This is a genomic window from Cryptosporangium japonicum (assembly GCF_039524755.1).
GTDB lineage: Bacteria > Actinomycetota > Actinomycetes > Mycobacteriales > Cryptosporangiaceae > Cryptosporangium > Cryptosporangium japonicum.
In genome coordinates this window covers 238,883-261,309 of sequence record NZ_BAAAGX010000016.1, presented here as the reverse complement: position 1 = coordinate 261,309, position 22,427 = coordinate 238,883, and the positions used below count along the sequence as shown (strand labels likewise).

The following is a 22,427-nucleotide window of genomic DNA, read 5'->3' as shown; positions in this document are numbered from 1 at the left end:
CCGGAGAGCGTAACGCCCGGTCCGCGACCGCCCACCGACCGGGCGCGCGCCCGGATCACGACGCGCGGCGGCTCCGGGCCAGCACGGCCGCACCGGCCAGCGCGAGCACCGCGACGACGCCGGAGACCGCCCACGGCAGCCAGGACGTCCCGCCCCCGTCGGTGCTCCGCTCGGCCGCGGCCGGGCTCGCCGACGGCACCTGCGCGACGGCGGGCCCACTGGTGGGCGCCGCGCTGGGGGGCGCGCTCGGCGACGGCGCCGCGGGCACGTCCGCGGTGAAGCGGAACACGCCCTGCTTGGGGTGCCCGTCGGCCGAGACGATCCGCCACGCCACCGTGTACTCGCCCGTGACCAGCGGTTTCACCGGTTGGGTCAGCGTCGTGTCGACCGCGTCGGGCTTCCCGTCGCTGTACGCGACGCCGTCCGGCCCGGTGACCACGACCGTGCTGAAGTTCCCGCGGATCACCTCGCCGAACGTCAGCGTGACGGCCTCCGGCGCGCTCGTCACCGTGCTGCCGGCCTTCGGGGAGCTGCCCTCCAGGTCCGAGTGGGCCCGGGCCGGCGGCGCGACCAGCAGCGCCAGCACCCCCACGAGGAGCACCAGCGCCGCACGCACCGGCGGCCGGCGGCGAGGGTTCACGCGAGCAGACGCTCGCCGATCCACCCCCCGTCCGCGCAGCCGGGCGGAATCGCGAAGACGGCCGATCCGATCGGAGTGATCCATTGGTTCATCAGGTCCTGTTCGGCGAGGCGCTGCTGGATCGGGAGGAACTGCGTCGCGACGTCGGCTTGGAACGACGCGAAGATCAACCCGCTGTCCGGAACTCCGGCGGCGTCCGGCTCGCCGTCGTAACTGTAGGGACGTCGCAGGATGCGCATCCGTTCATCGCTGACGTGCGCGCGGGTGACGTGCGAGAAGTCCGGCATCACCGGCAGCCCGGACTCCCCGACCGCGCTGAAGTCGGGTTCGTCGTGCTCCTCGGTGCCGGTCAGCGGCGCACCCGAGTCGAGCCGGCGCCCGGTGACCAGCTCCTTGTCGGTGCGCGACAGCTTGTCCCAGGTCTCGATCTCCATCCGGATCCGGCGGAGCACCATCGTCGTGGTGTCGCCGCTCCAGACCGCCGGGTCGTCGGGCTTCGGGTTGACCGTGCCGTCGAGCTGACCCATCAGGTTGCGGTGGGTCGCGCCGTCGGCCTCGACGCCGCGGCCGCGCCGGAAGCCGCGCTGCACCCAGCGGACGGCGGCGAACGGCCGGGTGTCCTTGATGAGCATGCGCTGGGCGTGGGCGACCGTCGTCGGGTCGTCGGCGCAGACCTGCAGGAGCAGGTCACCGCCGGTCCAGCGTGGTTCGAGCCGGTCGATCGGGAACGCCGGCAGCGCGGTGACCGCGGGCGCGAGACCGGCGGCCGCGTAGAGACCGGGCCCGAACCCGACCGTGACCGTGAGCCGCGCCGGGATCGCCGCCAGGTCGGCCTCGGTGTCGCCGAGCGCCGGCCGGCCCTGGGTCAGCCGGGCCGCGTCGTCGGTGAGCAGCCGCAGCAGCCGGCCGAGCGCGTCCCGGTCGGTGCCGGGCGCGAGCGTGAACCCGAGGAACGACGCGAACGCCTGCGGGGGTGTGTCGATGCCGGCCTGCCGCGGGCCGTGGAACGGCACGGTCTGGCGGCCGAAGTCGGCCGGTTCGGGGCGCGCGGCGGGCCGGTCGGCGGGGGAGGACGCAGTGACGGCGGTGGCGGAGGGGGGGNCCCCCGCCGCACCGCCGGTGAGCAGGCCCCGCCTGCTCACCGTGGGGCGGCGAGGACTCATTCGTGCATGTCCATGCCGCCGTCGGGGGCGTAGCTCTCCTCGGCCCCCGAGTACGGCTTCGCGACCGCGGTGAACGGCACCGTGCTGCCGTCGGCGAGCGTCAGCGTGAACGCGACCTCGTCACCGGCACGCACCGGCGACGTCAGGTCCATGAACATCAGGTGGTCGCCGCCCGGCGAGAGCTCGTGCGTGCCCTTGGCCGGCAGCACGAAGCCGCCCTCCTTGGGCCGCATGATCATCGCGCCGTCCTTCATCGTCATCTCGTGCAGCTCCATCGCCGAGACGTCCGAGGACGCGCCGACGATCGTGAGCGGCTCGTCGGTGGTGTTGACCAGGGTGCCGAACGCGGCGGTCATGCCCTGGTCGGCGGCCTTGATCCACGGGTCGGTGATCGTGATCGCGGCCGCGGGCGCCGCCGACGACGCCGGGGCCGCGGGCTTCCCGGCCGACGCCGTGGTGGCGGTGGAATCGCCGCTGCAGCCGGTGGCCAGCAGGGCCAGCGTCAGGCCGAGCGCGGGCAGGACGGACGCACGACGGGTGCGCAAAGACATGGGTGTGCCCTCTCTGGGCGGGTGGAACGGAACACGGGCGCACAGCCGTGATCCACCCGGACGAGCCCCGACCGCCGGCACGGGCCGGCGGGATCAGGTCAGCGGGCGGTCACGGCGAGGGCCGGGGGAGGCCCTCGCCGGACGACGCTGCGTAGCCACGTGGGCTCGGGCAGCGCGGGTGCGAGGTCGGCCAGGCGCGCCCGGGTGCAGCGACGCGGAGCCGGTGCCGACAGCCGCCGGGCCGCCAGCGCGAACAGCAGCCCCAGCCGGGGCAGACGGTGGGCGAGCCGGCGCACCAGCCGCCAGAGCGCGACCTCGCCGGCGTGCAGCCAGAGCGCGGTGAGCCCACCGGCGACGACGTGTGCGGTGAGCATCGCACCGGGGGCCGGCATCGCCATCGTGTGCCCGGCACCGGCCGGGACCAGCGTGAACAGCGCGTGCAGCGCGGCCTGCGTGACCGCGAGCGCGCCGGCGATGAGCGGCAGGCCGCGCTGCCGGCCGGTGAGCACGATCGCGAGCGGCACGACCAGCCCGGCCCCGGCGACCAGGGCGATCAGCGGGGGAAGATCCCCGTGGGCCCAGGTGTGCAGCGTGGCGGACAGGCTCAGGCAGACGAGCACGAAGACCAGGGCGCGCGCTTCGCGCAGGATCCCCGGCACCGTCATGCCGCGCATTGTGCCAGACCGGGCCTGGCCGGGTTGATGCACCATGGGGCGATGCGGTTACCGGGGCGGCGGCTGTCCACTCTGTACGTGGCCATCGGAGCGGCGCTGCTCCTGGCCGGGTCCGCCGTGCTGTACCCGGTCAGACACGTGGACGGTTTCGCGACCGAGCTGCGGATCAACCTCGGCTCGAACCTCATCGACCTGGTGCTCGCCGTGCTCGTGCTGCAGCCGCTGGTGCTCACGCTCAACCGCAACGCGGTGCGGTGGCGCAACCGGCTCGACTACCGCGAGGTCGTCCGCAGCGTGGGCCGGGCGCGCGACCACGTCGAGATCTGGAAGTACTGGACCGGGTTGCTCGAGCCGGCGCACGCGGCCTCGTTCGCCGACGCGGTGCGCGTCGCGCTCGACCGGGGCGTGCGGTTCCGGATCATGCTCACCGACCCGTCGTGCCCGGACGCCGCCCGGCGGGCGAACCAGGTCGCGCCGACCGACGCGGTCGCGCTGATGCGCGAGAACATCGAGCGGCTCGACGAGATCCGGCGTGACCTGCCGCCGCGGCACGCCGCGCTGTTCGAGGTGCGGATCAGCTCGGTGGGCCCGGCGCACGCGGTGTACCGGGTCGACGACTGGCTCTCCTACGGGCTGTTCCGCAACCGCCGGGTGAGCGAGAACTACCAGCGTGAGGTGCGGGTGCACGGGGACCTCGGCGCGCTCGCGCTGGAGGCGTTCGACAACCGCTGGAACGGCGCCGGGCTCCGCGGGATCGACGAGCACTACCGGCTCGCGGTGCGGACGCCGGGGCCGACCGCGCCCCTCGAGCTCGAGTACGTGGTGCTCGACGGCGAGACGTGGGTCGACGCCGGGGCGCTGCGCATCGGGCACGAGCTGTCGATCGTCGCCGACGGAGCGGTGCCGTACGTGCTCGCCGACGCCGGGCCGGACACGCGTGACCGCGCGGCCGCGCTGTTCGCCGACAAGTACGGGCCGGAGCGCTCGCCGGCGCTGTTGCGCCTGGTGGCCCCGTGACGGTATGTACGATCGTACACATGGAGAACGATGGTCGCTCGATGCGCGAGCGCATGCTGGCCGGTGACCTCTACCTCGCCGACGACCCGGAGCTGGCCGAGGAGAGCCTGCGCGCGCTGGAGCTGATGGACGCCTACAACGCCACCTCGGCGCGCCGGCCCGACGAGCGGCGCCGGCTGCTTACGTCGCTGCTGGGCGCGGTCGGGGAGGGCACCGAGATCCGGCCGCCGCTGCGCGTCGACTACGGTCGCCACCTGCGTGTCGGCGCGCGCACGTTCGCGAACTTCGGCCTGGTCGCCCTCGACGTCGCACCGATCACGATCGGCGACGACGTGCAGATCGGTCCGAACGTGCAACTGCTGACCCCGACCCACCCGGTCGAGCCCGGACCGCGCCGGGACAAGTGGGAGGCCGCGAAACCGATCACGATCGGCGACAACGTGTGGCTCGGGGGAGGGGTGATCGTGCTGCCCGGCGTCACGATCGGCGCCAACACGGTCGTCGGCGCCGGCGCGGTCGTCACCCGCGACCTGCCCGCGGACGTAGTCGCGGTCGGCAACCCGGCCCGCGTGGTGCGGACCCTCGGATGACCGAACGCGTCCCCACCCCGCGGCGGGTGCGCCGGCACGACCCGGGGCGGCGCGACCGGCTGATCGACGCCGCCCTGGTGGTGCTGGCCGAGAAAGGCGTCGCCGCCACCACGCACCGGGAGATCGCGCGCGTCGCCGACGTGCCGCTCGGATCGATGACCTACCACTTCACCTCGCTCGACGAGGTGCTCACCGAGGCGTTCACCCGGCACGCCGGCACCGTCGCGGCCGTGTTCGACGAGCGCCTCTCGGCCGCCACCGACCGGGCCTCCGCGATCGAGGCCGTGATCACGCTGGTCCGCGACGACCTGCTCGGCTCCTCAACGGACCTCGTGCTCACCGTCGAGCTCTACGTCGCCGCCGCACGCAACCCGGCCCTGCGCGCGGTCACCCAGGCCTGGATGCAGCGCAGCCGCGACGCGCTCGAACGGCACTTCGACCCCACCACGGCGCGCGAGCTCGACGCCCTCATCGAGGGACTGGTGCTGCACAGCGCGCTCTCCACCGACCCGATGACCCCGGCGCAGATCCGCCACGCCGTCGAGCGCTACGCCCGCTGACCACCCGGCCCAAAATAACAAGCCCAGACGCACCCGCTCACTCCAGCAACGACGCGAGCCGCCGCCAGGCCGGGGACTCCTCGGCCACCGAGTTCGCGGCCAGCGCCGCGATCGAGAGGTCCGCGTCGCCCGGGTCCTCGGCCGGTCGTTCCGCCAGCCAGGCCCGGGTCCGCGCGGCCAGGCCCGGCAACCGCGGGTCGTCGGCGTCCCAGCCGAACGCCGCGTCGTACTCCCGGTAGAGCGCGCTGAACCCGGGGTCGTCGAGCAGCGCGGTCTTCTCGTCCACCCACCGGTCGGCGGTCTCCGGCGACACCGCGCGCAGCAGGATCCACACGTCCCGCTCGGAGGTCACCGACCGCTCGCTGATCCCGAGCGCGCGCAGGCGCCGCAGGTACTCGTCGCACCGGGCCGGCACGAACAGCCGGTCGCCGCTCTCCAGCCGCGCGATCTGCGTCCGGGCCCGCTGGAGCTGGGCGATGCGTGCCTCGAGCGACCGGTCGATCTCGGCCACCGCGGCACGCAGCTGCCCGGCGTCGGCCGCGAGCAGTTCCTCGACCCGGGCGAGCGGCACGCCGGCGTCGGCAAGGGTCTTGATCTTGACCAGCGCGATCGCGTGGGCGGCGCCGTACCGGCGGTAGCCGGACGCGTCGCGTCCGGGCTCCGGCAGCAGGCCGCGCGCGTGGTAGTGACGCACGGCCTTGATCGTGACCCCCGCGTAGTCCGCGAGCTGGCCGATCGTCAGCAGGTCCATGGGGGAAGCCTCTCAGTGCACCCGGCGGCTCAGCCGGCCGCCCGCGTTGCGGTGCTCGCCGTGGTAGGACACCAGCAGTTGGCGCGTGTAGCCGAGCGGGCGGTCCAGCGGCAGCCCTTCGGGGGCGAACAGCCCGGGCCCCACCGGCACGTACCGCATCGGCGGGAACGGGAACCGGCCGCCGGCGAAGCCGGTGAAGATGCGCTCCTGCGACGCGTCCGCGGGCTCGTAGGTGACGGTCTCCTCCAGTGCGCCGCCGACGACGCGGACGTCGACACGCAGCTGGTTCGAGCGGTAGGTGCCGGCGTACGGGGTGAGGTCGTGCGGGTGTTCGGACACGGTGAGCCGGTCGGTCTCCGGGAGCAGGCCGAGGAGCAGGTCCTCGTGGAGCGCGAGGGCCTGCGGGGCGTTGCCGTACGCGACGAACACGAGGTCCAGGGACGGGGCGACGGCGAGCACCGCGACGCCGCCGGGGGAGGCGCCGGTCATCGAGAGCACGGTCGTGTCGCCGTGCCGCGCCAGCAGCCAGCCGAGGCCGATCGGTGACGTGTTCGGGGTGCCGAGGTCGGCCGAGACCGTGCGCATGGCCGCGGCGGATCCGGCCGAGAGCAGCGGCCCGCCGTCGTCGAGGTGGGCCCGGCCGAACGCCAGCAGGTCGGCGACGGTGCCGATCGGGGTGCCGCCGGCCGGCCCCCAGGTGTCGGGCAGCATGAACATCCCGGTACGCCGCGGGATGCCGTCCTCGCCGGGGAAGTGCCCGACCGCGGTCGGGCGCAGGATCGCCTCCGCCGCCGACGTGCTCGCCGTCGCCATGCCCGCCGGTCGGTAGATCGCGTCGGCCAGCAGGTCGGGGTAGGTGCGCCCGGTCGCCACTTCGAGCAGGCGCCCGGCGACGATCATGCCGCCGTTGGAGTAGCTGACGAGCTCGCCGGGCGCGAAGAGCGTCCCGCATTCGCGGGGAAGCCTCCGGACGTACTCCGCGAGGGCGCCCGGGCCGGTGGCGTCGGGGAAGAACAGGTCGGCGTCGATGCCGCTGGTGTGGTTGAGCAGGTGCCGGACCAGGATGCCGGGCGGGAGTCCCGGCAGGTGGTCCGCGACCGGCTCGTCGAGCCGCAGGGTGCCCCGTTCGACCTGCTGGAGCACGAGCGTCGTGGTCATGATCTTGGTGACCGAGCCGAACAGGAAGCCGGTGTCGCCGGTCATCGGGGCGCCGGTCGTCACGTTGGCGACGCCGTGGGTGAGCGTGGTCGTCGTGCCTCCCTGGTAGACACCGAGGACGTAACCGGGGACCTGATCGGCGTCGCAGAACGCCGAGATGGTTTCGCGCATGGCCAGAGCCTCCGGGGTTGCCCCTGGGTCAAGGTCAACCCCCGACTCTTTTGTTTACGCATGCACCGAAAATTTCAGAAGGTCACGACGGTGTAACAGTCTGGGTAGATACTGACAGCGCTGCGCCGGGCCGAGCGGGTGGTGGAGTCGCCATGCACATACGCAGGATCCACATCGTCGGAATCATCGTCCTCGCTCTCGTCGCCGGCTGCGGCGCTCCCGACTTCACGTACGTGAAGAACTCGGGCCACAAGACGTACTTCAAGGTGCCGCACGGCTGGCACGAGACCGCCACGAAGTCGCTCGACGACGCGCTGAGCGGCACGAACACCGACTCGGTCGCCGCCGAGATGCGTGAGCAGTCGTGGTGGTCGGTCGCGTACGACGCCGCCGACACCCCGGCCGCCGACCACCTGGTCACCGTCGGGCTCACCGACGACCCGATCGTCTACGCGCGCGTCTCGCCGCTCACCGAGCAACAGCAGAGCAAGGTCTCGCTCGACCTGTTGCGTGACGCGTTCCTGCCGGTCACCCCGGCCGCGCGCGAGGCCGCGGCCGGTTCGCTCCCGCTCACCGGCTTCGAGCTGGTGCACAGCGAGGTGCTGACGCCCAGCGACGGGTTGCACGGCGTCCGGGTGATCTTCGACTACGAGCTGGCCAACGGTGTGCTGCACACGTTCGACCAGACCGCGCTCGTCGACAACGGCGGCACCATGCTCTACCTGCTGATCATCCGATGCTCGACCAGCTGTTACCGCGACCGGATCGACGAGCTCGACACGATCGCGACGTCCTTCACGGTGAGGAGCGACACATGACCACAGTGGAGGGCTTACGGCCGCCGGAGACCGGGCCGCGCGAGCAGGTGCGCACCACCCGCAAGAAGCTGCCCTTCTGGGACCGCGTCAAGTTCCTGCTGCTGTTCACGCTGGTGTGGTTCGCGCTGGTGTGGGCGGCGATGGCCGACAACCCGCTGCTGCCGTTCGCCGACGCCAACCGGCTGCAGCTGCAGAGCGGCACCGGCATCACGATCCTGGTGCTGGCCGGCGTCGAGGTGCTGCGCCAGCTGCACTACCTGGTCAGTGAGCACGCGTCCGGGTACCACCGGCTGTGGACGCACGGCATCTTCGGTGGCTTCGAGCGCACGTCGCACCGGCTCTTCTCCGACTGGACGCGCTTCCGCCTGATCCGTGTCTTCAAGTGGCTGCTGGTCCTGACGCTGCTGGCGGTCGTGCTCGCCGCGGTGCTCGACACCACGCCGCTGCTGGCGCTGTTCCAGGTCCCGGCGTTGCTGTGGCAGGCCGCGCCGATGTTCCTGCAGGTCGTGTTCATCCTGTTCATCGCCGTCGGGCAGTTCGTCGCGATCTTCTGGTTCCTCTCCCGCGGCGGCGTCGAGGTCTACTACCCCGACGACGTGAAGACCCGCTTCACCGACGTGTGGGGCCAGGACCACGTGCTCGACCGCGTCAAGGAGAACATCGTCTACCTGGAGAACCCGGAGGCGATCGAGTCCAAGGGCGGGTACGTGCCCGGCGGCATCCTGCTCTGGGGCCCGCCCGGCACCGGGAAGACGCTGATGGCCGAGGCGGTGGCCGGCGAGACCGGCAAGCCGTACGTGTTCGTCGACCCGGGCGCGTTCACCAACATGTTCATGGGCGTCGGCATCCTCAAGGTCAAGGCGCTCTTCCGCAAGCTGCGCAAACTCGCGCTGCGTTACGGCGGGGTCATCGTCTTCCTGGACGAGGCCGACTCGCTCGGCAACCGCGGCGCGCTGGCCCAGGGCGGCGGCGCGTTCCCGCGCGGCGGGATGTCACCGGCACCGTTCGCCGACGGGTGTCACGGCTTCTCGTACCTGTCCGACGACTCCCGGCTGCTGCTGACCCGGCAGGCCATGCGCAACGACGTGGCGCCGACGAAGGACAAGATCATCATGGGGGGCATGGGCGGGGGCGGCGCCGGCATGGGCACGCTGGAGGCGCTGCTCACCGAGCTGTCCGGCCTCAAGAAGCCCCGCGGATTCGTCAACCGGTACGTGCGCCGCGCACTGGGCATGCGGCCGAAGCCGCCGCCGAAGTACCGCATCCTCGTGATGATGGCGACGAACCTGCCCGAAGCGCTCGACGAGGCGCTGCTGCGCCCGGGCCGCATCGACCGCATCTACAAGGTCGGCTACCCCACCAAGGCCGGGCGGGTGCGCACCTACCAGGGTTACCTCGACAAGGTGAAGCACGAGCTGGACGCCGAGCAGATCGACAAGCTCGCCACGATCACGCCGTACGCCACCGGCGCCACGATCAAGGACATGGTCAACGAGGCGCTGATCACCGCGATCCGCGACGAGCGCGACACGATCACCTGGCGCGACATCATCCGCGCCAAGCAGCTCAAGGAACTCGGCCCGGCCGAGAACGTCGAGTACATCGAACGCGAACGGCACGCGGTGGCGGTGCACGAGGCCTGCCACGCGGTGGTCGCGTACCGCACGCGCCACCACATGGAGATCGACATCGCGACGATCGAGAAGGGCTCGGGGTACCTGGGCATGGTCGCGTCGATCCCGCCCGAGGACCAGTTCACGACGTGGCGCAGCCACTACGAGTCCGACATCTACGTGTCGCTCGCGTCGCTGGCCGGTGAGCGGATGTTCTTCGACGGCGACAGCTCGTCGGGGGTCTCCGGTGACCTGGAGTCGGCCACCGCGGTGGCGACGAACATGGAGGGCGTCTGGGGCATGGGCTCCACCGTGTCGTCGTACGCGTACTCGATGCAGCTGGGCACCGGCGCGCCCGGTGGGCCCGGCAAGGGTGAGGAGCTCAACGCCCGCAAGGCGCTCGCCGACCGCATCGAGGACAGCCTCGCCACGATGCTCGCCCGCACCGCGGAGATCCTCGCCGAGAACCGGGCGCAGGTGCTGGCGCTGGCGCACGCGCTGGAGACGCACAAGACGCTCACCGGTGAGGACGTCGTCGCGGTGCTGGAGGGGCGGCCGGGCCCGCTCGTCGACGGCTCGATCTACGCCGACGACGGGTTCACCTCGATGCTCGAGGAGTACCACCGGGCCGCGCTGGACGCCCACCGCAGCCACGGCAAGCTCACCGCGTCGCTGCCGCGGGACGCGCGGAACGAGCCGGTCGTCCTCGTCGAGGCGGCCACGTTCCCCGGCGACACGAGCGTCTGGCGCCGCCCCAACGGCGCCACTCCGAACGGCTCCGCCCCCAACGGCTCCACCCCGAACGGCACCCCTGACCTCGGGGGGTCCGACCGGCTGGACACCTGATCCACCGGGCCGGGCGGCTCAGGTGAGGGCCAACGACACCTCCCAGAGCCGCTCGGCGTTGGCCGGGTCCAGCGCGTAGGCGGCCACACCGGCGACCGTCACCGGCGTGCGCTCGGTGATCTCCACCGCCTCGGCGCAGTCCTCGAAGTACCGTCCCCCGACCCCGTCGAGCAGCGGCGAGGCCGCGAGCAGCACGGACGTGGCCGCACCCTGCTCGGGCGTCTTGAAGTGGACGCCGGCCGCGGCGAACCGTTCCCGCGCCAGCGCGATGTACTCGCTGCCCCCGACGTGGCGCTGCAACGCGGTGTGGATCCCACCGGGCATCAGCGCGTTCGCGACGATCCCGTCGTCGGCCCAGCGCCGGGTCGCCTCCACCGCGAACAGCACGTTCGCGGTCTTGGCCTGGCCGTAGGCGCCGAACGGGTCGTAGTCGCGGAACCGGTAGTCCAGGTCGTCGAACACGACCGGCGAGCGCAGGTGACCGCTCGAGCTCACCGACACGATCCGCGCGCCGTCCGCGGCCGCGAGCGCGCGGTGCAGCGCGTTGGCGAGCGCGAAGTGCCCCAGGTGGTTGGTGCCGAACTGCGTCTCGCGTCCGCCCGCGGTGCGGGTGAGCTCCTGGATCGCCATCACCCCGGCGTTGTTCACCAGGATGTGCACCGGCCCGGTCCAGGCGTCGGCGAACGCGGTGATGCTCGCCGGGTCGGCGAGGTCGAGCGGTGCGACGTGCACCGCGGGGTTGCCGGTGGACCGCCGGAGGTCGCCGGCGACCTCGTCCGCCGGGCCGGGGCGGCGCACCGCCAGCGTGACCTCCGCGCCGGCGAGCGCGAGGGCCCGGGCGGTCTCGACCCCGATCCCGGACGCGCCGCCGGTGACGATCGCCCGCTTCCCGCCCAGGTCGAGGCCGGCGACGACGTCCGCGGCGGTCGAGGCCGCGCCGAAGGGTGTGGTGATGCGTTCGGTCATGCCCCGATCGTCGACCTTCGAGCGCGCTCGAAGTCAAGCGCGGGTGGCGTCGGCGATGCCCTTGTGGGAGACGTGGGCGGTCAGGCCGCCGTCGACGGCGATCTCGGCGCCGTTGACGTAGCCCGACTCGTCGGAGATCAGGTACACCACGAGCGGCGCGACGTCCGCGGGTGTGCCGACCCGGCCGAGCGGGATCTCGCGCAGCGCCGCCGCGGCGAACGCGGGGGAGGCGTCCGCCATCAGCGGCGTGTCGATCAGCCCCGGCATCACCGCGTTGACGCGGACGCCTCGCGCGCCCAGCTCCATCGACGCGGTGCGGGTCAGGCCACGCAGGGCCCACTTGCTGGCGGTGTACGCGGCCGCGGCGTGTCCGCCCAGCGCCGCGACCGAGCAGACGTTCACGATCGACGACCCCGGCCCCATCAGCGGCGCCAACGCCTGGATGCCGAGCAGCGGCCCGGTGGCGTTGACCTCGATCGCCCGGTGCCAGGCGTCGAGCGGCACGTCCGGCAGCCGGTCACGCGCCGCCACCCCGGCGTTGTTGACCAGCCCGTCGACCCGCCCGTGGACGTCGCCGAGCTCGGCCGCCAGCGCGGCCCACCCGTCGGCCGAGGTCACGTCGAGCGTGCGGAACACCACCCCGGTGATGGCCTCGGCCGGATCACGGACGTCGGTGGCGATCACGGTGGCACCCGCACGGGCCAGGGCGGCCGCTTCGGCCGCCCCCTGCCCCTGCGCCGCCCCGGTCACGACCACGATCTTCCCCGCGCAGCGCCCGCCCGAACGGATCCTCATGACGCGAACGCTAGGACGCACCGGAGCGCTGCGGAAATGAGTAATCCGGATGGGTCCCATCGAGCGCGGCGATCCGCCGACCGCGATGGTCCAGGATGGTGCTGTGCCTCTGCGGGTCTTCCTGTCCCACACCGGTGAACTGGCGTCGTTCCCGGAGGGGCTCTCCTACGTCGACGCGGCGATCGAGGCGGTCGGCAAGGCTGGCCATGTGCCGGTCGACATGCGGTGGTTCCCCCCGGCCGACTCGTCCGCCGGTCGCGAGAGCTCCCGGGTGGTCCTGGACTGCGACGTCTACGTCGGGATCCTCGGTCACCGGTACGGATCGCCCGTTCCCGGCGACCCCGATGAGCGCTCCTACTGCGAGCTGGAGTTCGACACGGCCACCGAGGGTGGCTTGACGTGCTTGGTCCTCCAGCTCGACCTGGATGCTCCCGTCCCGGCGCGGTTCCACGAGGCGCCGACCGCCCACCGGCAGGAAGCGTTCCGGAAGAAGGCGCAGACCGGACGGGTCGCCCCCTCGTTCGACAGCCCGGCGCGGTTGAAGGAACTCCTCACCGATGCGTTACGCGCGATCGAGGCGCGCTCGCGTCCGATCCTGGCTCCGCACGCTCCGGCCGACGTGATCGACCGGCCCGAGCTGAGCGGATCGTTGGTCACCGCCCTGATCGAGGCGACCGTCGGCGTGATCGGGATCCACGGCGCGGGCGGGATCGGGAAGACGACGCTCGCGCAGCTCGTCTGCGGGCGCCCCGGGATCGCTGCGCGCTATCCGGGCGGGGTCCTCTGGGTGACGCTCGGCGAGCACCCGGCACCCGCGGACATCGCCGTGAAGGTGAACGACCTCGTGGCCCGGCTGACCGGAGACCGACCGTCCTTCGCCGATCCGGAACAGGCCGGATTGCATCTCGGTGAGGTGCTCACCCGGTACCCGGCTGTGTTGCTCGTCGTGGACGACGTGTGGAACGCCGTGGATCTCCAGCCGTTCCTCCACGGCCCGTCGACGGTCACGCGGCTGGTCACCACCCGCGACCGCAACGTCCTTCCACCGATGTCACGCCGCGTCCCGGTCGATCCGATGACCTCGGATCAGGCGCGGGCGCTCCTCGTCACCGGCGCGCTGGACGCGCTCGACGAAGCCTCGGTCGACCAGCTGATCGCCCTGACCGGCGGTTGGCCGTTGTTGCTCCGGTTGGTTCAGGGCATCCTCGATGCCGACATCCACGAGGGCGCCGAACCCCGGGCGGCCGCCGCGCGCCTCGCTGGGCAGATCGCCGCCGACGGCCCGGCGGTCCTGGCGTTGGAGGACGCCGACGACCGGCAGCACGCGTTCGACGCCACGATCCGCGCGAGCCTCGCGACGCTCGCGCCTGCTCGGCGGGCCCGGTACGCCGAGCTGGCGATCTTCGACGACGACACGGAGATCCCGCTCGACGTCCTCGAGCTGCTCTGGGGCGAGACGGGTCAGCTGACCCCCGACGAGTGCCGGCGGTTCGTGCGTACGCTGTCCGCCCGGTCGCTCGCGCTCTACCGTGCCGACCAGCAGACTCTGCGACTGCACGACGTTCTGCACGCCTACCTGCGGCACTCCTCCGAGCAGACCGCCGCGCACCTCGCCCTGCTGCGCGCCGCACGGACCCGGCTGACGCGCGACAGCGGGACCGCCGCGTGGTGGACGCTGCCCGCAGCGTCCGCCTACCTCCGCGCGCACGTCACCGTGCACCTGGTCGCCGCCGGGCAGGCCGATCAGGCGGGCGCGCTGGTCGAGCGCATCGAGTGGATGACCTATCGGCTGCGCCACGAGGGGCCCGGCGGGTTGCAGATCGATCTGGCCCGTGCCGGTCACCCTCGTGGTGGAGTGTTGTCGCAGGCGGTCGGCCAGAACGCGCACCTGCTCGTCCCCGCGGATCCACCGCAGAGTCTGGAGACGACGCTCCGATCCAGGCTCGACGGATATGCCGGGCTCGGGTCGCTGATCGCCGGGCAACCCGCGGATGCGGCGATGCCCCGGATCGCGAATCGCTGGCCGCTTCCCGACCGACCTGATCCGGCGCTCCTGCGCACTCTCACCGCCCACACCGGTCCGGTTCGCGCAGTGGCGGTGTCATCCGAGGGGACGCTGCTCGTGACCGGGAGCGAGGACGGCGCGGCGCTGGTCTGGGATGCGCGGCGGGGCGCCGTGACGCGCAGCTTGGACGGGCACTCCGGCGGGGTCCGGACGGTCGCGATCTCTCCGGACGGGACCTGGATCGCGACCGGCGGCGACGACAGGAAGATCCGGATCTGGGACGTTCGCACCGGAGATCTGCTGCGGACGTTGACCGGCCACCGGACCGCCGTGCAGGTGGTGGTGGTCTCACCGGACGGCAGCGGGATCATGAGCGGTAGCTCGGGTGGCACGGTCCGGATCTGGGACTCGGGCACCGGCGCGTTGCGGCGCACGCTGCCGGGCCGGTACGGCGCGGTGCGGGCGCTGGCGGTGTCGCCGGACGGCGCCTGGCTCGCGACCGCGGGCGACGACGCGAGCGTGCGCCGGTGGAACGCGGCGGACGGAACCCTCCTCGAGGTCCGCCGCGGACACGACGACGGAACTCTGGCGCTGGCCGTGTCGCCGGACGGGGAGTGGCTCGCGTCCGGCGGTAGGGACTGGTCGGTCCGGATCCGCGGGGTGCGGACGGCGCAGTCGAGGTGGGGGGTGAAGCATCAGGCACCCGTGCAGGCGATCACCTGGGCCGCCGGCGGTACACGTGTGGCCAGCGCGAGCAGCGACGGTGTGGTGCACGTCTGGGATCCCCGGCACCGGCGCGAAGTCCGGACCCTGACCGGACACACGTCCGCGGTCGGCGCGGCCGCGCTGTCACCGGACGGCAGGCTGCTGTTCACCGCGAGCCACGACCGGACCGTCCGGGTGTGGAACCCGGACGCCGGGACGCCACGGATCAGTGACGAGCGCCATCCGGGCCGGGTCTACGCGGTGGCGCTGTCCGCGGACGGGACTCGTGTCGTGACCGGTGGGGGCGACGGACGCGTACGGATCTGCGACGCCCGGACCGGCGCGATCGCCTCCACCCTGGCCGGTCATCTGAATCGTGTGAACACCGCGGCGATCTCCCCGGGAGGCGGGTGGATCGTCACCGCGGACCACGACGGGACGATGCAGGTCTGGAACGCGCCCCGGCAGACCCATGTCCGGACTCTGACCGGTCACCGGGGGCACGTCCACGCGGCGGCGTTCACCCCGTCCGGTACGCGGATCGTGACCGGCGGCGCGGACACGACGGTGCGGATCTGGGACGTCCACAGCGGCGCCAAGATCCGTGCCCTGACCGGCCACACGCGCCGCGTGTACGGTGTCGCCGTTTCGCCGGACGAGCGCTGGATCGTCTCCGTCGGCCACGACGGGATCGCCCTCGTCTGGGATCTGCGGACCGGAGAGCGTCTGCGGACCCTCGACGGGCACACCGGCCCGGTGACCGCGGTCGGGGTCGCGCCCGACGGCACCTGGATCGTCACGGCGAGCGGCGACCGGACCGTCCGGCTCTGGGATGCCGACACCGGCGACCTCCGCCGCACGCTGGACGGCCACGCCGGCCCGGTGAACGCGGTGGCGGTCGCGCCGGACGGGAGGTGGATCGCCTCCGCGAGCAGCGACCGGACCGTCCGGATCTGGGATCCGGCGGCCGGTCGCGGTCTGGTGCACGTCCGCGTCGACGGGCCCCTCTTCTCGGTCGCGGTCGGCGCGGACGGTCTCGTCGCGGCCGGTGGCGCCGCCGGCCTCTACGGCTTCGAGTACTACCCGCCCACGTAGCCGGCGAGGTGTTCGCCGGTCAGGGTGGAGCGGGCGGCCACCAGGTCGGCGGGGGTGCCCTCGAAGACGACGGTGCCGCCGTCGTGGCCGGCGCCGGGGCCGAGGTCGATGATCCAGTCGGCGTGGGCCATCACGGCCTGGTGGTGCTCGATGACGATCACCGACTTGCCCGCGTCGACGAGCCGGTCGAGCAGCCCGAGCAGGTTCTCGACGTCGGCCAGGTGCAGGCCGGTGGTCGGCTCGTCGAGGATGTAGATCCCGCCCTTGTCGCCCATCTGGGTGGCCAGCTTCAGCCGCTGCCGTTCCCCGCCGGAGAGCGTGGTGAGCGGCTGCCCGAGGGTCAGGTAGCCCAGGCCCACGTCGGCGAGGCGTTCGACGATCTTGTGCGCGGCCGGGAGTTTGCCGCCGCCGTCGGCGAAGAACCCGGCGGCCTCGGCGACCGGCATCCCGAGCACCTCGCTGATGTCCTTGCCGCCGAACGTGTACTCGAGCACGTCGGCGGAGAAGCGTTTGCCCTCGCACACCTCGCAGACGGTCGCGACACCGGCCATGATCGCCAGGTCGGAGTAGATGACGCCGGCGCCCTTGCAGTTCGGGCACGCGCCCTCGGAGTTCGCGCTGAACAGGGCCGGCTTCACCCCGTTGGCCTTGGCGAACGCCTTGCGGATGGGTTCGAGCAGGCCGGTGTAGGTGGCCGGGTTGCTGCGCCGGGAACCGCGGATCGGCGTCTGGTCGACGGCCACCACGCCCTCGCGGCCGGCCACCGAGCCGTGGATCAGCGAGCTCTTGCCCGACCCGGCCACGCCGGTGACGACGACCAGCACCCCGAGCGGCACGTCGACGTCGACGTCGCGCAGGTTGTGCGTGGACGCGCCCCGGACCTCCAGCGTCCCGGTGGGGGTACGCACCGACGGCTTCAGCGACGCCCGGTCGTCGAGGTGGCGACCGGTGAGCGTCCCGCTGCTGCGCAGGCCGGACACCGTGCCCTCGAACATCACCTCGCCGCCCCCGGTGCCCGCGCCCGGCCCGAGGTCCACGACGTGGTCGGCGATCGCGATCGCCTCCGGCTTGTGCTCGACGACGAGCACCGTGTTGCCCTTGTCGCGCAACTGCAGCAACAGGGTGTTCATCCGCGCGATGTCGTGCGGGTGCAGCCCGATGGTCGGTTCGTCGAACACGTACGTGACGTCGGTGAGCGACGACCCGAGGTGCCGGATCATCTTCGTGCGCTGCGCCTCGCCGCCCGACAGCGTGCCCGACGGCCGCTCGAGCGAGAGGTAGCCGAGTCCGATCTCGACGAACGAGTCGAGCGTGTGCTGCAGCGTCGCCAGCAGCGGAGCCACCGACGGGTCGGACAGGCCGCGCACCCACCCGGCCAGGTCGGTGATCTGCATCGCGCACGCGTCGGCGATGTTGATGCCGTCGATCGTCGACGACCGGGCCGCCTCGTTGAGCCGCGAGCCCCCGCACTCCGGGCACGTCGTGAACGTCGCGACCCGCTCCACGAACGCGCGGATGTGCGGCTGCAGCGAGTCGATGTCCTTGGACAGGTACGACTTCTGGATCGAGGGGACGAGCCCGGAGTAGGTCAGGTTGATGCCGTCGATCTTGACCTTCGTCGGCTCCCGGTAGAGCAGGTCCTGCAGTTCCTTCTTCGTGTAGTCCCTGATCGGCTTGTCCGGGTCGAAGTAGCCGACGCCCCGGAAGATCCGCCCGTACCAGCCCTCCATGCTGTAGCCGGGGATCTTGATCGTGGACTCGTTCAGCGACCGGTCCTCGTCGTAGAGCGCCGAGAGGTCGATGTCGTTGACCGAACCGCGCCCCTCGCACCGCGGGCACATCCCGCCGGTGACCGAGAACTCCCGGCGTTCCTTGACGGTCTGCCCGCCCTTGGTGACGGTCACCGCGCCGGCACCGCTGATCGACGCGACGTTGAACGAGAACGCCTGCGGTGAGCCGATGTGCGGCTGCCCGAGCCGGCTGAACAGGATGCGCAGCATCGCATGGGCGTCGGTGGCGGTGCCGACGGTGGAACGCGGGTCGGCGCCCATGCGTTGCTGGTCGACGATGATCGCGGTGGTGAGGCCCTCCAGGACGTCGACGTCGGGCCGCGACTGGGTGGGCATGAAGCCCTGGACGAACGTGCTGTAGGTCTCGTTGATCAGCCGCCGGGACTCGGCGGCGATCGTGTCGAACACCAGCGAGCTCTTGCCCGACCCGGAGACGCCGGTGAAGACGGTCAGCCGTCGTTTGGGCAGCTCGACGCTGACGTCCTTCAGGTTGTTCTCGCGGGCTCCGTGCACGCGGATGACGTCGTGGGTGTCGGCGACAGCAGGCGTTCTCGAGGACATGCCCGCGATCGTTGCACGTTCCCGCCGAGGCAAACGATTGTTCACTTCACCGCGATGGCGTTCGCGGGAGAGCCGACACCCCCGATGAGGTGCAGGGGCTTGCAGGTCAGGAAGAAGTCGTAGCGACCGTCGGCGGCGCAGTCGGCGGCGAGCTCGTCGAGCTTCCACATCTCGCCCATCGCCATTCCGAGCAGCGCGATCAGCGGCCGGTGGAGCATGCCGTCGTGGTTGACGCCCCGCTCCGGCGGGCGCGCGCCCGGGATCCGGAAGTCCGACTCGACCACCGGATCGGCCTCGACCGCCAGGTTGTCGGACGCGACGAGCGCGATCTCGTGGTCCCAGAGCCAGCGCACGACCTCGCGGCGCTGGGCCAGCCCGGGCGACAGGTTCTTGATCCGGGCCCGGTCGTCGGCCGGCGCGGCGAGGTAGTGCTTCGCCCACCCGGTGTGCAGCAGCAGGATCTCCCCGCCGGAGAAGGTCACGCCCTGCGCGTCGGCCACCGCGTCGAGCGTCGCGGCGTCGAGCGGAACGGTCTTCTCGAGGTCGTAGTCCGGCCCCGGGTAGTACCGCTCGACGTCGAGCAGGACCCCCCGCCCGGCGATGCCGGTGGAGGCCCAGACGTGGATCCCCAGGTCGGTGGAGGGCGGGTCGTTGTCGGCCGGCGACCGCCCGTTGTAGAAGCCGTGCGCGGGGTGTCCGATGTGGCGCAGCGAGTCCACCTGGGACGTGGACTGCAGGTAGAACGAGTCGATCCAGTCGTCGCGGTGGAACTCGTTGTTCGCGAACACGTGGTGCCGCGTCGCCGGCCGCGTGCCGGTGGGGTACGGCTCGAACGCGTTCACCGGGTAGTCGAGCCCGAACTGCGTGCCGGTGCGGATGAGCCGCGCCGCGGCGGCCACCCGCTCGGGCGTCAGGAAGTTGATCGTGCCCCGCTGGTCGTCCCGGCCGAAGTACTCCCAGCTGGAGTAGGGCGGTTCGGCCGATGCCAGGTCGTCATACTTCGGCGGCACGGGCAGCTCCTAGTTCGTCGCTCAGCCCCCCGGCGGTGGCCAGGAGGTGTTCGAGCGCGGGGGACAGGTCGGGGATGTCGCCCGCCGAGAGGATCGCCACGGTCGCGCACAGACCGTTGGCGTCGAAGATCGGCGCGGCCACCGCGGTGGGACCCCCGGGCGGCCGGACGAAGCTGAAGCCCTGCTCGCGGGCCGACCGAACGTCCGCCTCCAGGCGGACCCGTTCGACCGGGGACAGGTCCGCGAGCAGGTCCTCGGTGGCCGACGCGTCGGCGTGGGCGAGGAACAGCCGGGTCTGCGCGGCGGTGACGTCGAGCTTCGTCCCGGGAAGCACGGTCATCACCACCACCCGGCTGGTGTCCTCTTCGACCAGCGCGACGATCGGGCCGTGCGCGCCGGCGACGCTGAGCACCGCCGTCATCCGGACGGCGGTCCTCAGCTTCTGCAGGTGGGGACGGGCGATCTCGACGACCCGCTGACGCCCCAGGGCCAACGCCCCGAGGTCCAGCATCAGCGGCCCGAGCGCGAACGTGCCGCGCCGGGTGCCGCGCTCGAGGATGCCGGCCTGGACCATCGACGTGCAGTACCGGTACGCCGTCGTGCGGTTCAGCCCGGTGCGGTCGGCGACGTCGGACGCCGACAGTTCCGGGACTCTGGGCCCGAAGAGCGCACAGATCTGACCGACGCGGGTGACCGCCTGGATGTCGGGGGTCGAGACATCACTCGGGTCTGAGTTCGCCATGTTCTGTCCTAGCCTACGAGCCAGTTGTTGACCTGCGTGTTGACCTGATCGAAGTTCTTCGAGTACCAGTCGACGTCCTGCTGGACGACCTTCCCGGTGTTCTGCGGACCGGCCACCTGGACCTTCTGCGCGTTCTCCGACAGTGTGGCCTTCGCGGCCGTGTTGATGGGCTGTGTCCCCAGGGCCTCGGAGATCGCTTCGACCGACTGTGGAGAAACGACGGTCTCGATGAACCGGCGCGCGGCCTCCTTGTTCGGCGACCCCTTCGGGATCGCGAACGCGTTCAGCGCCGTGACGGTCACGTCCCAGGTGACGGTGATCTTCGTGCCCGAGTTCATCAGCGGCACCAGGCGCGAGTCCGGGAGGATGAACATGTCCACCTGACCGGCGCCGACGGCCTGCTGCAACGCACCGACGTTCGGCGCGAACGTCGTCTGGCTGCGGATCGTGTCGAGCTTCTTCAGCGCCCGCGGCACGTCCAGCGGGTACATCTTCTCCGGTGCGACGCCGTCGCCGAGCAGCGCGTACTCCAGCACGCCGTTCTGGATGTTGGTGAGCACCCCGCGCTTACCGGGGAACTTCTTCACGTCGAAGAAGTCCGCGACCGTCTTCGGGGCCTTGGCCGCGTCCGGGAAGGCGTCGGTGCGGTAGGCGATCGGGTTCGCGTTGATCCAGTTGCCCAGGTAGCACTTGCCGACCGTGCCGTCGACCAGGTTGTTCTTCTCCGCCAGGTCGGAGAAGTCGAGCTCCTCGAACAGGGTGCCGCAGTTCTGGGTGGCGGCGGCCGGCGCCACCGCGACGACGTCCCACTTCACCGACTTGCTCAGCACCTGGGCCTTCACCTGCGCCACGTCCGGCGGGGAGGTGTTGACGAAGCTGACGTTGGAGTGTTCGGCCGAGTAGGGCTTCTGGTACGAGGCGATCATGGCCTTCTGGCCGTCGCCGCCGTAGCCGGTGAAGGTGAGCGTGACCTTGCCGTCGGGGTCGTTCTCGGCGGCGCCGCCGCCGCCGCACGCGGCCAGCAGGCTCACGGCGAGGACCGTGCTGAGCACGGCCGACAGACGTCTGGGCATCGTTGCCTCTTTCGCAGGGGGTGGGGGTCGGTCAGATGGCTACGAGACGCTGGCGGTCGACCGGCCACCACGCGGTGACCGGCTGACCGAGCGTGAGATCGGAGTGCGACGCGTCGAGCCGCGCTTTGCCGGTCACACCGGACCGGCCGAGCGAGAGCACGGCCATCCGGTACGAACCGAGGTACTCGAGGTCGCGGACGGTGGCGCCGACAGCGTTGGCGCCCGGCGGCGTCTCGCCGTTGTCGGGCGCCAACCGCACGTCCTCCGGACGCACGACGAGCGCGGTGTCGTCGCCGGCGGACCCGGTGCCGGGCTCGGCCGCCCAGACGTTGTCCTCCCAGCGGACCTTGTCGCCCTCGGGCGCCTGCTCGAGCGCGAAGACGTTGGAGTCGCCGAGGAAGCGGGCCGCGAAGAGCGTCTCCGGGCGCTGGTAGAGGTCTTCCGGTGTGCCGACCTGCTCGATCCGGCCGTTGTTGAACAACGCGATCCGGTCGGAGAGGTTCATCGCCTCTTCCTGGTCGTGCGTGACGAAGACGAACGTCGTGCCGACCTCGCGGTGGATCCGCCGGATCTCGGCCTGCAGCGTGCCGCGCAGGTTGCGGTCGAGCGCGCCCAGCGGTTCGTCGAGGAGCAGCGCCTTCGGGTCGAACACGATCGCGCGGGCGAGCGCGACCCGCTGCTGCTGACCACCGGACAGCTGGTTCGGATGGTGACCGTCCCGCCCGGTGAGCTGGACGAGTTCGAGCACCTCGGCGACGCGCCGGGCGATCTCCGGCTTCGGAACCTTCCGTTCGCGCAGCGGATAGGCGACGTTCTGCGCCACGGTCATGTGGGGGAACAGCGCGTAGTTCTGGAAGAGCATGCCGAGGTTGCGCTTGTGCGGCGGCAGGCTGCTCACGTCGGCGCCGTCGAACGCGATGGTGCCGGCGGTGAGGGTCTCGAAGCCCGCGATCAGGTTGAGCGTCGTGGTCTTCCCCGAACCGCTGGGGCCGAGCAGCGTCATGAACTCGCCCGGCTCGATGCTCAGCGACACGTCGTCCACGGCCGGCGTCGCCAGACCGTAGTTCTTGGTGACGTTCTCCAGCCGGATGCCGGTGCTGGTCGTGGTGGTGGTTGCTTCGACAGGCATGGGG

19 protein-coding genes are annotated in these 22,427 nt (G+C 71.9%); 6 read left to right on the top strand and 13 right to left on the bottom strand.

Translation table 11 applies throughout. The features are described from left to right. Positions 1-55: 55 nt before the first annotated feature. The 4 genes from ABD437_RS20840 to ABD437_RS20825 form a co-directional block, all read right to left on the bottom strand. The gene (locus ABD437_RS20840; protein ID WP_344650559.1) at positions 56-640 is read right to left on the bottom strand and encodes a copper resistance CopC family protein; all 585 of its coding nucleotides are present in this window, start codon (positions 638-640) and stop codon (positions 56-58) included. After that, a complete protein-coding gene (locus ABD437_RS20835) occupies positions 637-1,803 on the bottom strand; it encodes a Dyp-type peroxidase (protein WP_344650558.1) in 1,167 nt (388 codons plus the stop codon). The genes ABD437_RS20840 and ABD437_RS20835 overlap by 4 nt, the downstream gene beginning before the upstream one ends. Continuing rightward, positions 1,800-2,354: a copper chaperone PCu(A)C gene (locus ABD437_RS20830; RefSeq protein ID WP_344650557.1), complete on the bottom strand. Its 555-nt coding sequence runs from the start codon at positions 2,352-2,354 to the stop codon at positions 1,800-1,802. Before ABD437_RS20830 ends, ABD437_RS20835 begins: the two co-directional genes overlap by 4 nt. A gap of 98 nt (positions 2,355-2,452) precedes the next feature. Beyond that, positions 2,453-3,019: a hypothetical protein gene (locus tag ABD437_RS20825; protein WP_344650556.1), complete on the bottom strand. Its 567-nt coding sequence runs from the start codon at positions 3,017-3,019 to the stop codon at positions 2,453-2,455. Between the two features lie 51 nt (positions 3,020-3,070). Here ABD437_RS20825 and ABD437_RS20820 point away from each other — a divergent pair, with 51 nt between their 5' ends. The 3 genes from ABD437_RS20820 to ABD437_RS20810 are packed head-to-tail and all read left to right on the top strand — an operon-like array spanning position 3,071 to position 5,195. Next, positions 3,071-4,045, top strand: coding sequence for a hypothetical protein (locus ABD437_RS20820; RefSeq protein ID WP_344650555.1), 975 nt, complete (start codon positions 3,071-3,073; stop codon positions 4,043-4,045). Between the two features lie 20 nt (positions 4,046-4,065). After that, positions 4,066-4,635 (top strand): sugar O-acetyltransferase, encoded by a 570-nt coding sequence (locus tag ABD437_RS20815; protein ID WP_344650554.1) that lies wholly within the window; start codon positions 4,066-4,068, stop codon positions 4,633-4,635. Next, positions 4,632-5,195 carry a TetR/AcrR family transcriptional regulator gene (locus ABD437_RS20810; protein ID WP_344650553.1) on the top strand — a complete coding sequence of 188 codons (564 nt, stop codon included), beginning with the start codon at positions 4,632-4,634 and terminating at the stop codon, positions 5,193-5,195. Before ABD437_RS20815 ends, ABD437_RS20810 begins: the two co-directional genes overlap by 4 nt. A 37-nt stretch (positions 5,196-5,232) precedes the next feature. Here ABD437_RS20810 and ABD437_RS20805 read toward each other — a convergent pair whose 3' ends face one another. Together ABD437_RS20805 and ABD437_RS20800 are read right to left on the bottom strand one after the other, a co-directional pair. Then, positions 5,233-5,946, bottom strand: a complete 714-nt coding sequence (locus tag ABD437_RS20805) for a MerR family transcriptional regulator (RefSeq protein ID WP_344650552.1) — start codon at positions 5,944-5,946, stop codon at positions 5,233-5,235. A gap of 12 nt (positions 5,947-5,958) precedes the next feature. Beyond that, positions 5,959-7,275: a serine hydrolase domain-containing protein gene (locus ABD437_RS20800; RefSeq protein WP_344650551.1), complete on the bottom strand. Its 1,317-nt coding sequence runs from the start codon at positions 7,273-7,275 to the stop codon at positions 5,959-5,961. Between the two features lie 152 nt (positions 7,276-7,427). Between ABD437_RS20800 and ABD437_RS20795 the strand changes: the two genes are divergently transcribed. After that, complete coding sequence (locus ABD437_RS20795) at positions 7,428-8,093, top strand: hypothetical protein (protein ID WP_344650550.1); 666 nt, start codon at positions 7,428-7,430, stop codon at positions 8,091-8,093. Beyond that, positions 8,090-10,552, top strand: a complete 2,463-nt coding sequence (locus ABD437_RS20790; protein ID WP_344650549.1) for an AAA family ATPase — start codon at positions 8,090-8,092, stop codon at positions 10,550-10,552. Before ABD437_RS20795 ends, ABD437_RS20790 begins: the two co-directional genes overlap by 4 nt. Positions 10,553-10,570: 18 nt before the next feature. Here the strand turns inward: ABD437_RS20790 and ABD437_RS20785 are convergent, their stop codons facing one another. After that, a complete protein-coding gene (locus ABD437_RS20785) occupies positions 10,571-11,518 on the bottom strand; it encodes an SDR family NAD(P)-dependent oxidoreductase (protein ID WP_344650548.1) in 948 nt (315 codons plus the stop codon). A 33-nt stretch (positions 11,519-11,551) separates the two neighbouring features. Further along, positions 11,552-12,313: an SDR family NAD(P)-dependent oxidoreductase gene (locus ABD437_RS20780; RefSeq protein WP_344650547.1), complete on the bottom strand. Its 762-nt coding sequence runs from the start codon at positions 12,311-12,313 to the stop codon at positions 11,552-11,554. 103 nt (positions 12,314-12,416) lie between these two features. On the opposite strand from ABD437_RS20780, the gene ABD437_RS20775 reads away from it, so the two are divergent. Next, a complete protein-coding gene (locus ABD437_RS20775) occupies positions 12,417-16,118 on the top strand; it encodes an NB-ARC domain-containing protein (protein WP_344650546.1) in 3,702 nt (1,233 codons plus the stop codon). Here the strand turns inward: ABD437_RS20775 and ABD437_RS20770 are convergent. Genes ABD437_RS20770 through ABD437_RS20750 form a run of 5 tightly spaced genes read right to left on the bottom strand, consistent with a single transcriptional unit; the run spans position 16,103 to position 22,423 of the window. Further along, on the bottom strand, positions 16,103-18,469 hold the full coding sequence (locus ABD437_RS20770) for an ATP-binding cassette domain-containing protein (RefSeq protein WP_344650545.1): 2,367 nt from the start codon (positions 18,467-18,469) through the stop codon (positions 16,103-16,105). The genes ABD437_RS20775 and ABD437_RS20770 overlap by 16 nt on opposite strands. 41 nt (positions 18,470-18,510) lie before the next feature. Then, a complete protein-coding gene (locus ABD437_RS20765; protein ID WP_344650544.1) occupies positions 18,511-19,479 on the bottom strand; it encodes a cyclase family protein in 969 nt (322 codons plus the stop codon). Further along, positions 19,463-20,221, bottom strand: a complete 759-nt coding sequence (locus ABD437_RS20760) for an IclR family transcriptional regulator (RefSeq protein ID WP_344650543.1) — start codon at positions 20,219-20,221, stop codon at positions 19,463-19,465. The genes ABD437_RS20765 and ABD437_RS20760 overlap by 17 nt, the downstream gene beginning before the upstream one ends. An 8-nt stretch (positions 20,222-20,229) precedes the next feature. Continuing rightward, positions 20,230-21,294: an extracellular solute-binding protein gene (locus ABD437_RS20755; RefSeq protein ID WP_344650542.1), complete on the bottom strand. Its 1,065-nt coding sequence runs from the start codon at positions 21,292-21,294 to the stop codon at positions 20,230-20,232. 31 nt (positions 21,295-21,325) lie between these two features. Next, the gene (locus tag ABD437_RS20750; protein WP_344650541.1) at positions 21,326-22,423 is read right to left on the bottom strand and encodes an ABC transporter ATP-binding protein; all 1,098 of its coding nucleotides are present in this window, start codon (positions 22,421-22,423) and stop codon (positions 21,326-21,328) included. Positions 22,424-22,427: the final 4 nt, after the last annotated feature.

Excerpts from the sequence above, each read along its gene's own strand:
- ABD437_RS20830 (WP_344650557.1), bottom strand. The coding sequence starts at position 2,354 with ATGTCTTTGCGCACCCGTCGTGCGTCCGTCCTGCCCGCGCTCGGCCTG.
- ABD437_RS20825 (WP_344650556.1), bottom strand. The coding sequence starts at position 3,019 with ATGACGGTGCCGGGGATCCTGCGCGAAGCGCGCGCCCTGGTCTTCGTG.
- ABD437_RS20820 (WP_344650555.1), top strand. The coding sequence starts at position 3,071 with ATGCGGTTACCGGGGCGGCGGCTGTCCACTCTGTACGTGGCCATCGGA.
- ABD437_RS20815 (WP_344650554.1), top strand. The coding sequence starts at position 4,066 with ATGGAGAACGATGGTCGCTCGATGCGCGAGCGCATGCTGGCCGGTGAC.
- ABD437_RS20810 (WP_344650553.1), top strand. The coding sequence starts at position 4,632 with ATGACCGAACGCGTCCCCACCCCGCGGCGGGTGCGCCGGCACGACCCG.
- ABD437_RS20805 (WP_344650552.1), bottom strand. The coding sequence starts at position 5,946 with ATGGACCTGCTGACGATCGGCCAGCTCGCGGACTACGCGGGGGTCACG.
- ABD437_RS20800 (WP_344650551.1), bottom strand. The coding sequence starts at position 7,275 with ATGCGCGAAACCATCTCGGCGTTCTGCGACGCCGATCAGGTCCCCGGT.
- ABD437_RS20795 (WP_344650550.1), top strand. The coding sequence starts at position 7,428 with ATGCACATACGCAGGATCCACATCGTCGGAATCATCGTCCTCGCTCTC.
- ABD437_RS20790 (WP_344650549.1), top strand. The coding sequence starts at position 8,090 with ATGACCACAGTGGAGGGCTTACGGCCGCCGGAGACCGGGCCGCGCGAG.
- ABD437_RS20785 (WP_344650548.1), bottom strand. The coding sequence starts at position 11,518 with ATGACCGAACGCATCACCACACCCTTCGGCGCGGCCTCGACCGCCGCG.
- ABD437_RS20780 (WP_344650547.1), bottom strand. The coding sequence starts at position 12,313 with ATGAGGATCCGTTCGGGCGGGCGCTGCGCGGGGAAGATCGTGGTCGTG.
- ABD437_RS20770 (WP_344650545.1), bottom strand. The coding sequence starts at position 18,469 with ATGTCCTCGAGAACGCCTGCTGTCGCCGACACCCACGACGTCATCCGC.
- ABD437_RS20760 (WP_344650543.1), bottom strand. The coding sequence starts at position 20,221 with ATGGCGAACTCAGACCCGAGTGATGTCTCGACCCCCGACATCCAGGCG.
- ABD437_RS20755 (WP_344650542.1), bottom strand. The coding sequence starts at position 21,294 with ATGCCCAGACGTCTGTCGGCCGTGCTCAGCACGGTCCTCGCCGTGAGC.
- ABD437_RS20750 (WP_344650541.1), bottom strand. The coding sequence starts at position 22,423 with ATGCCTGTCGAAGCAACCACCACCACGACCAGCACCGGCATCCGGCTG.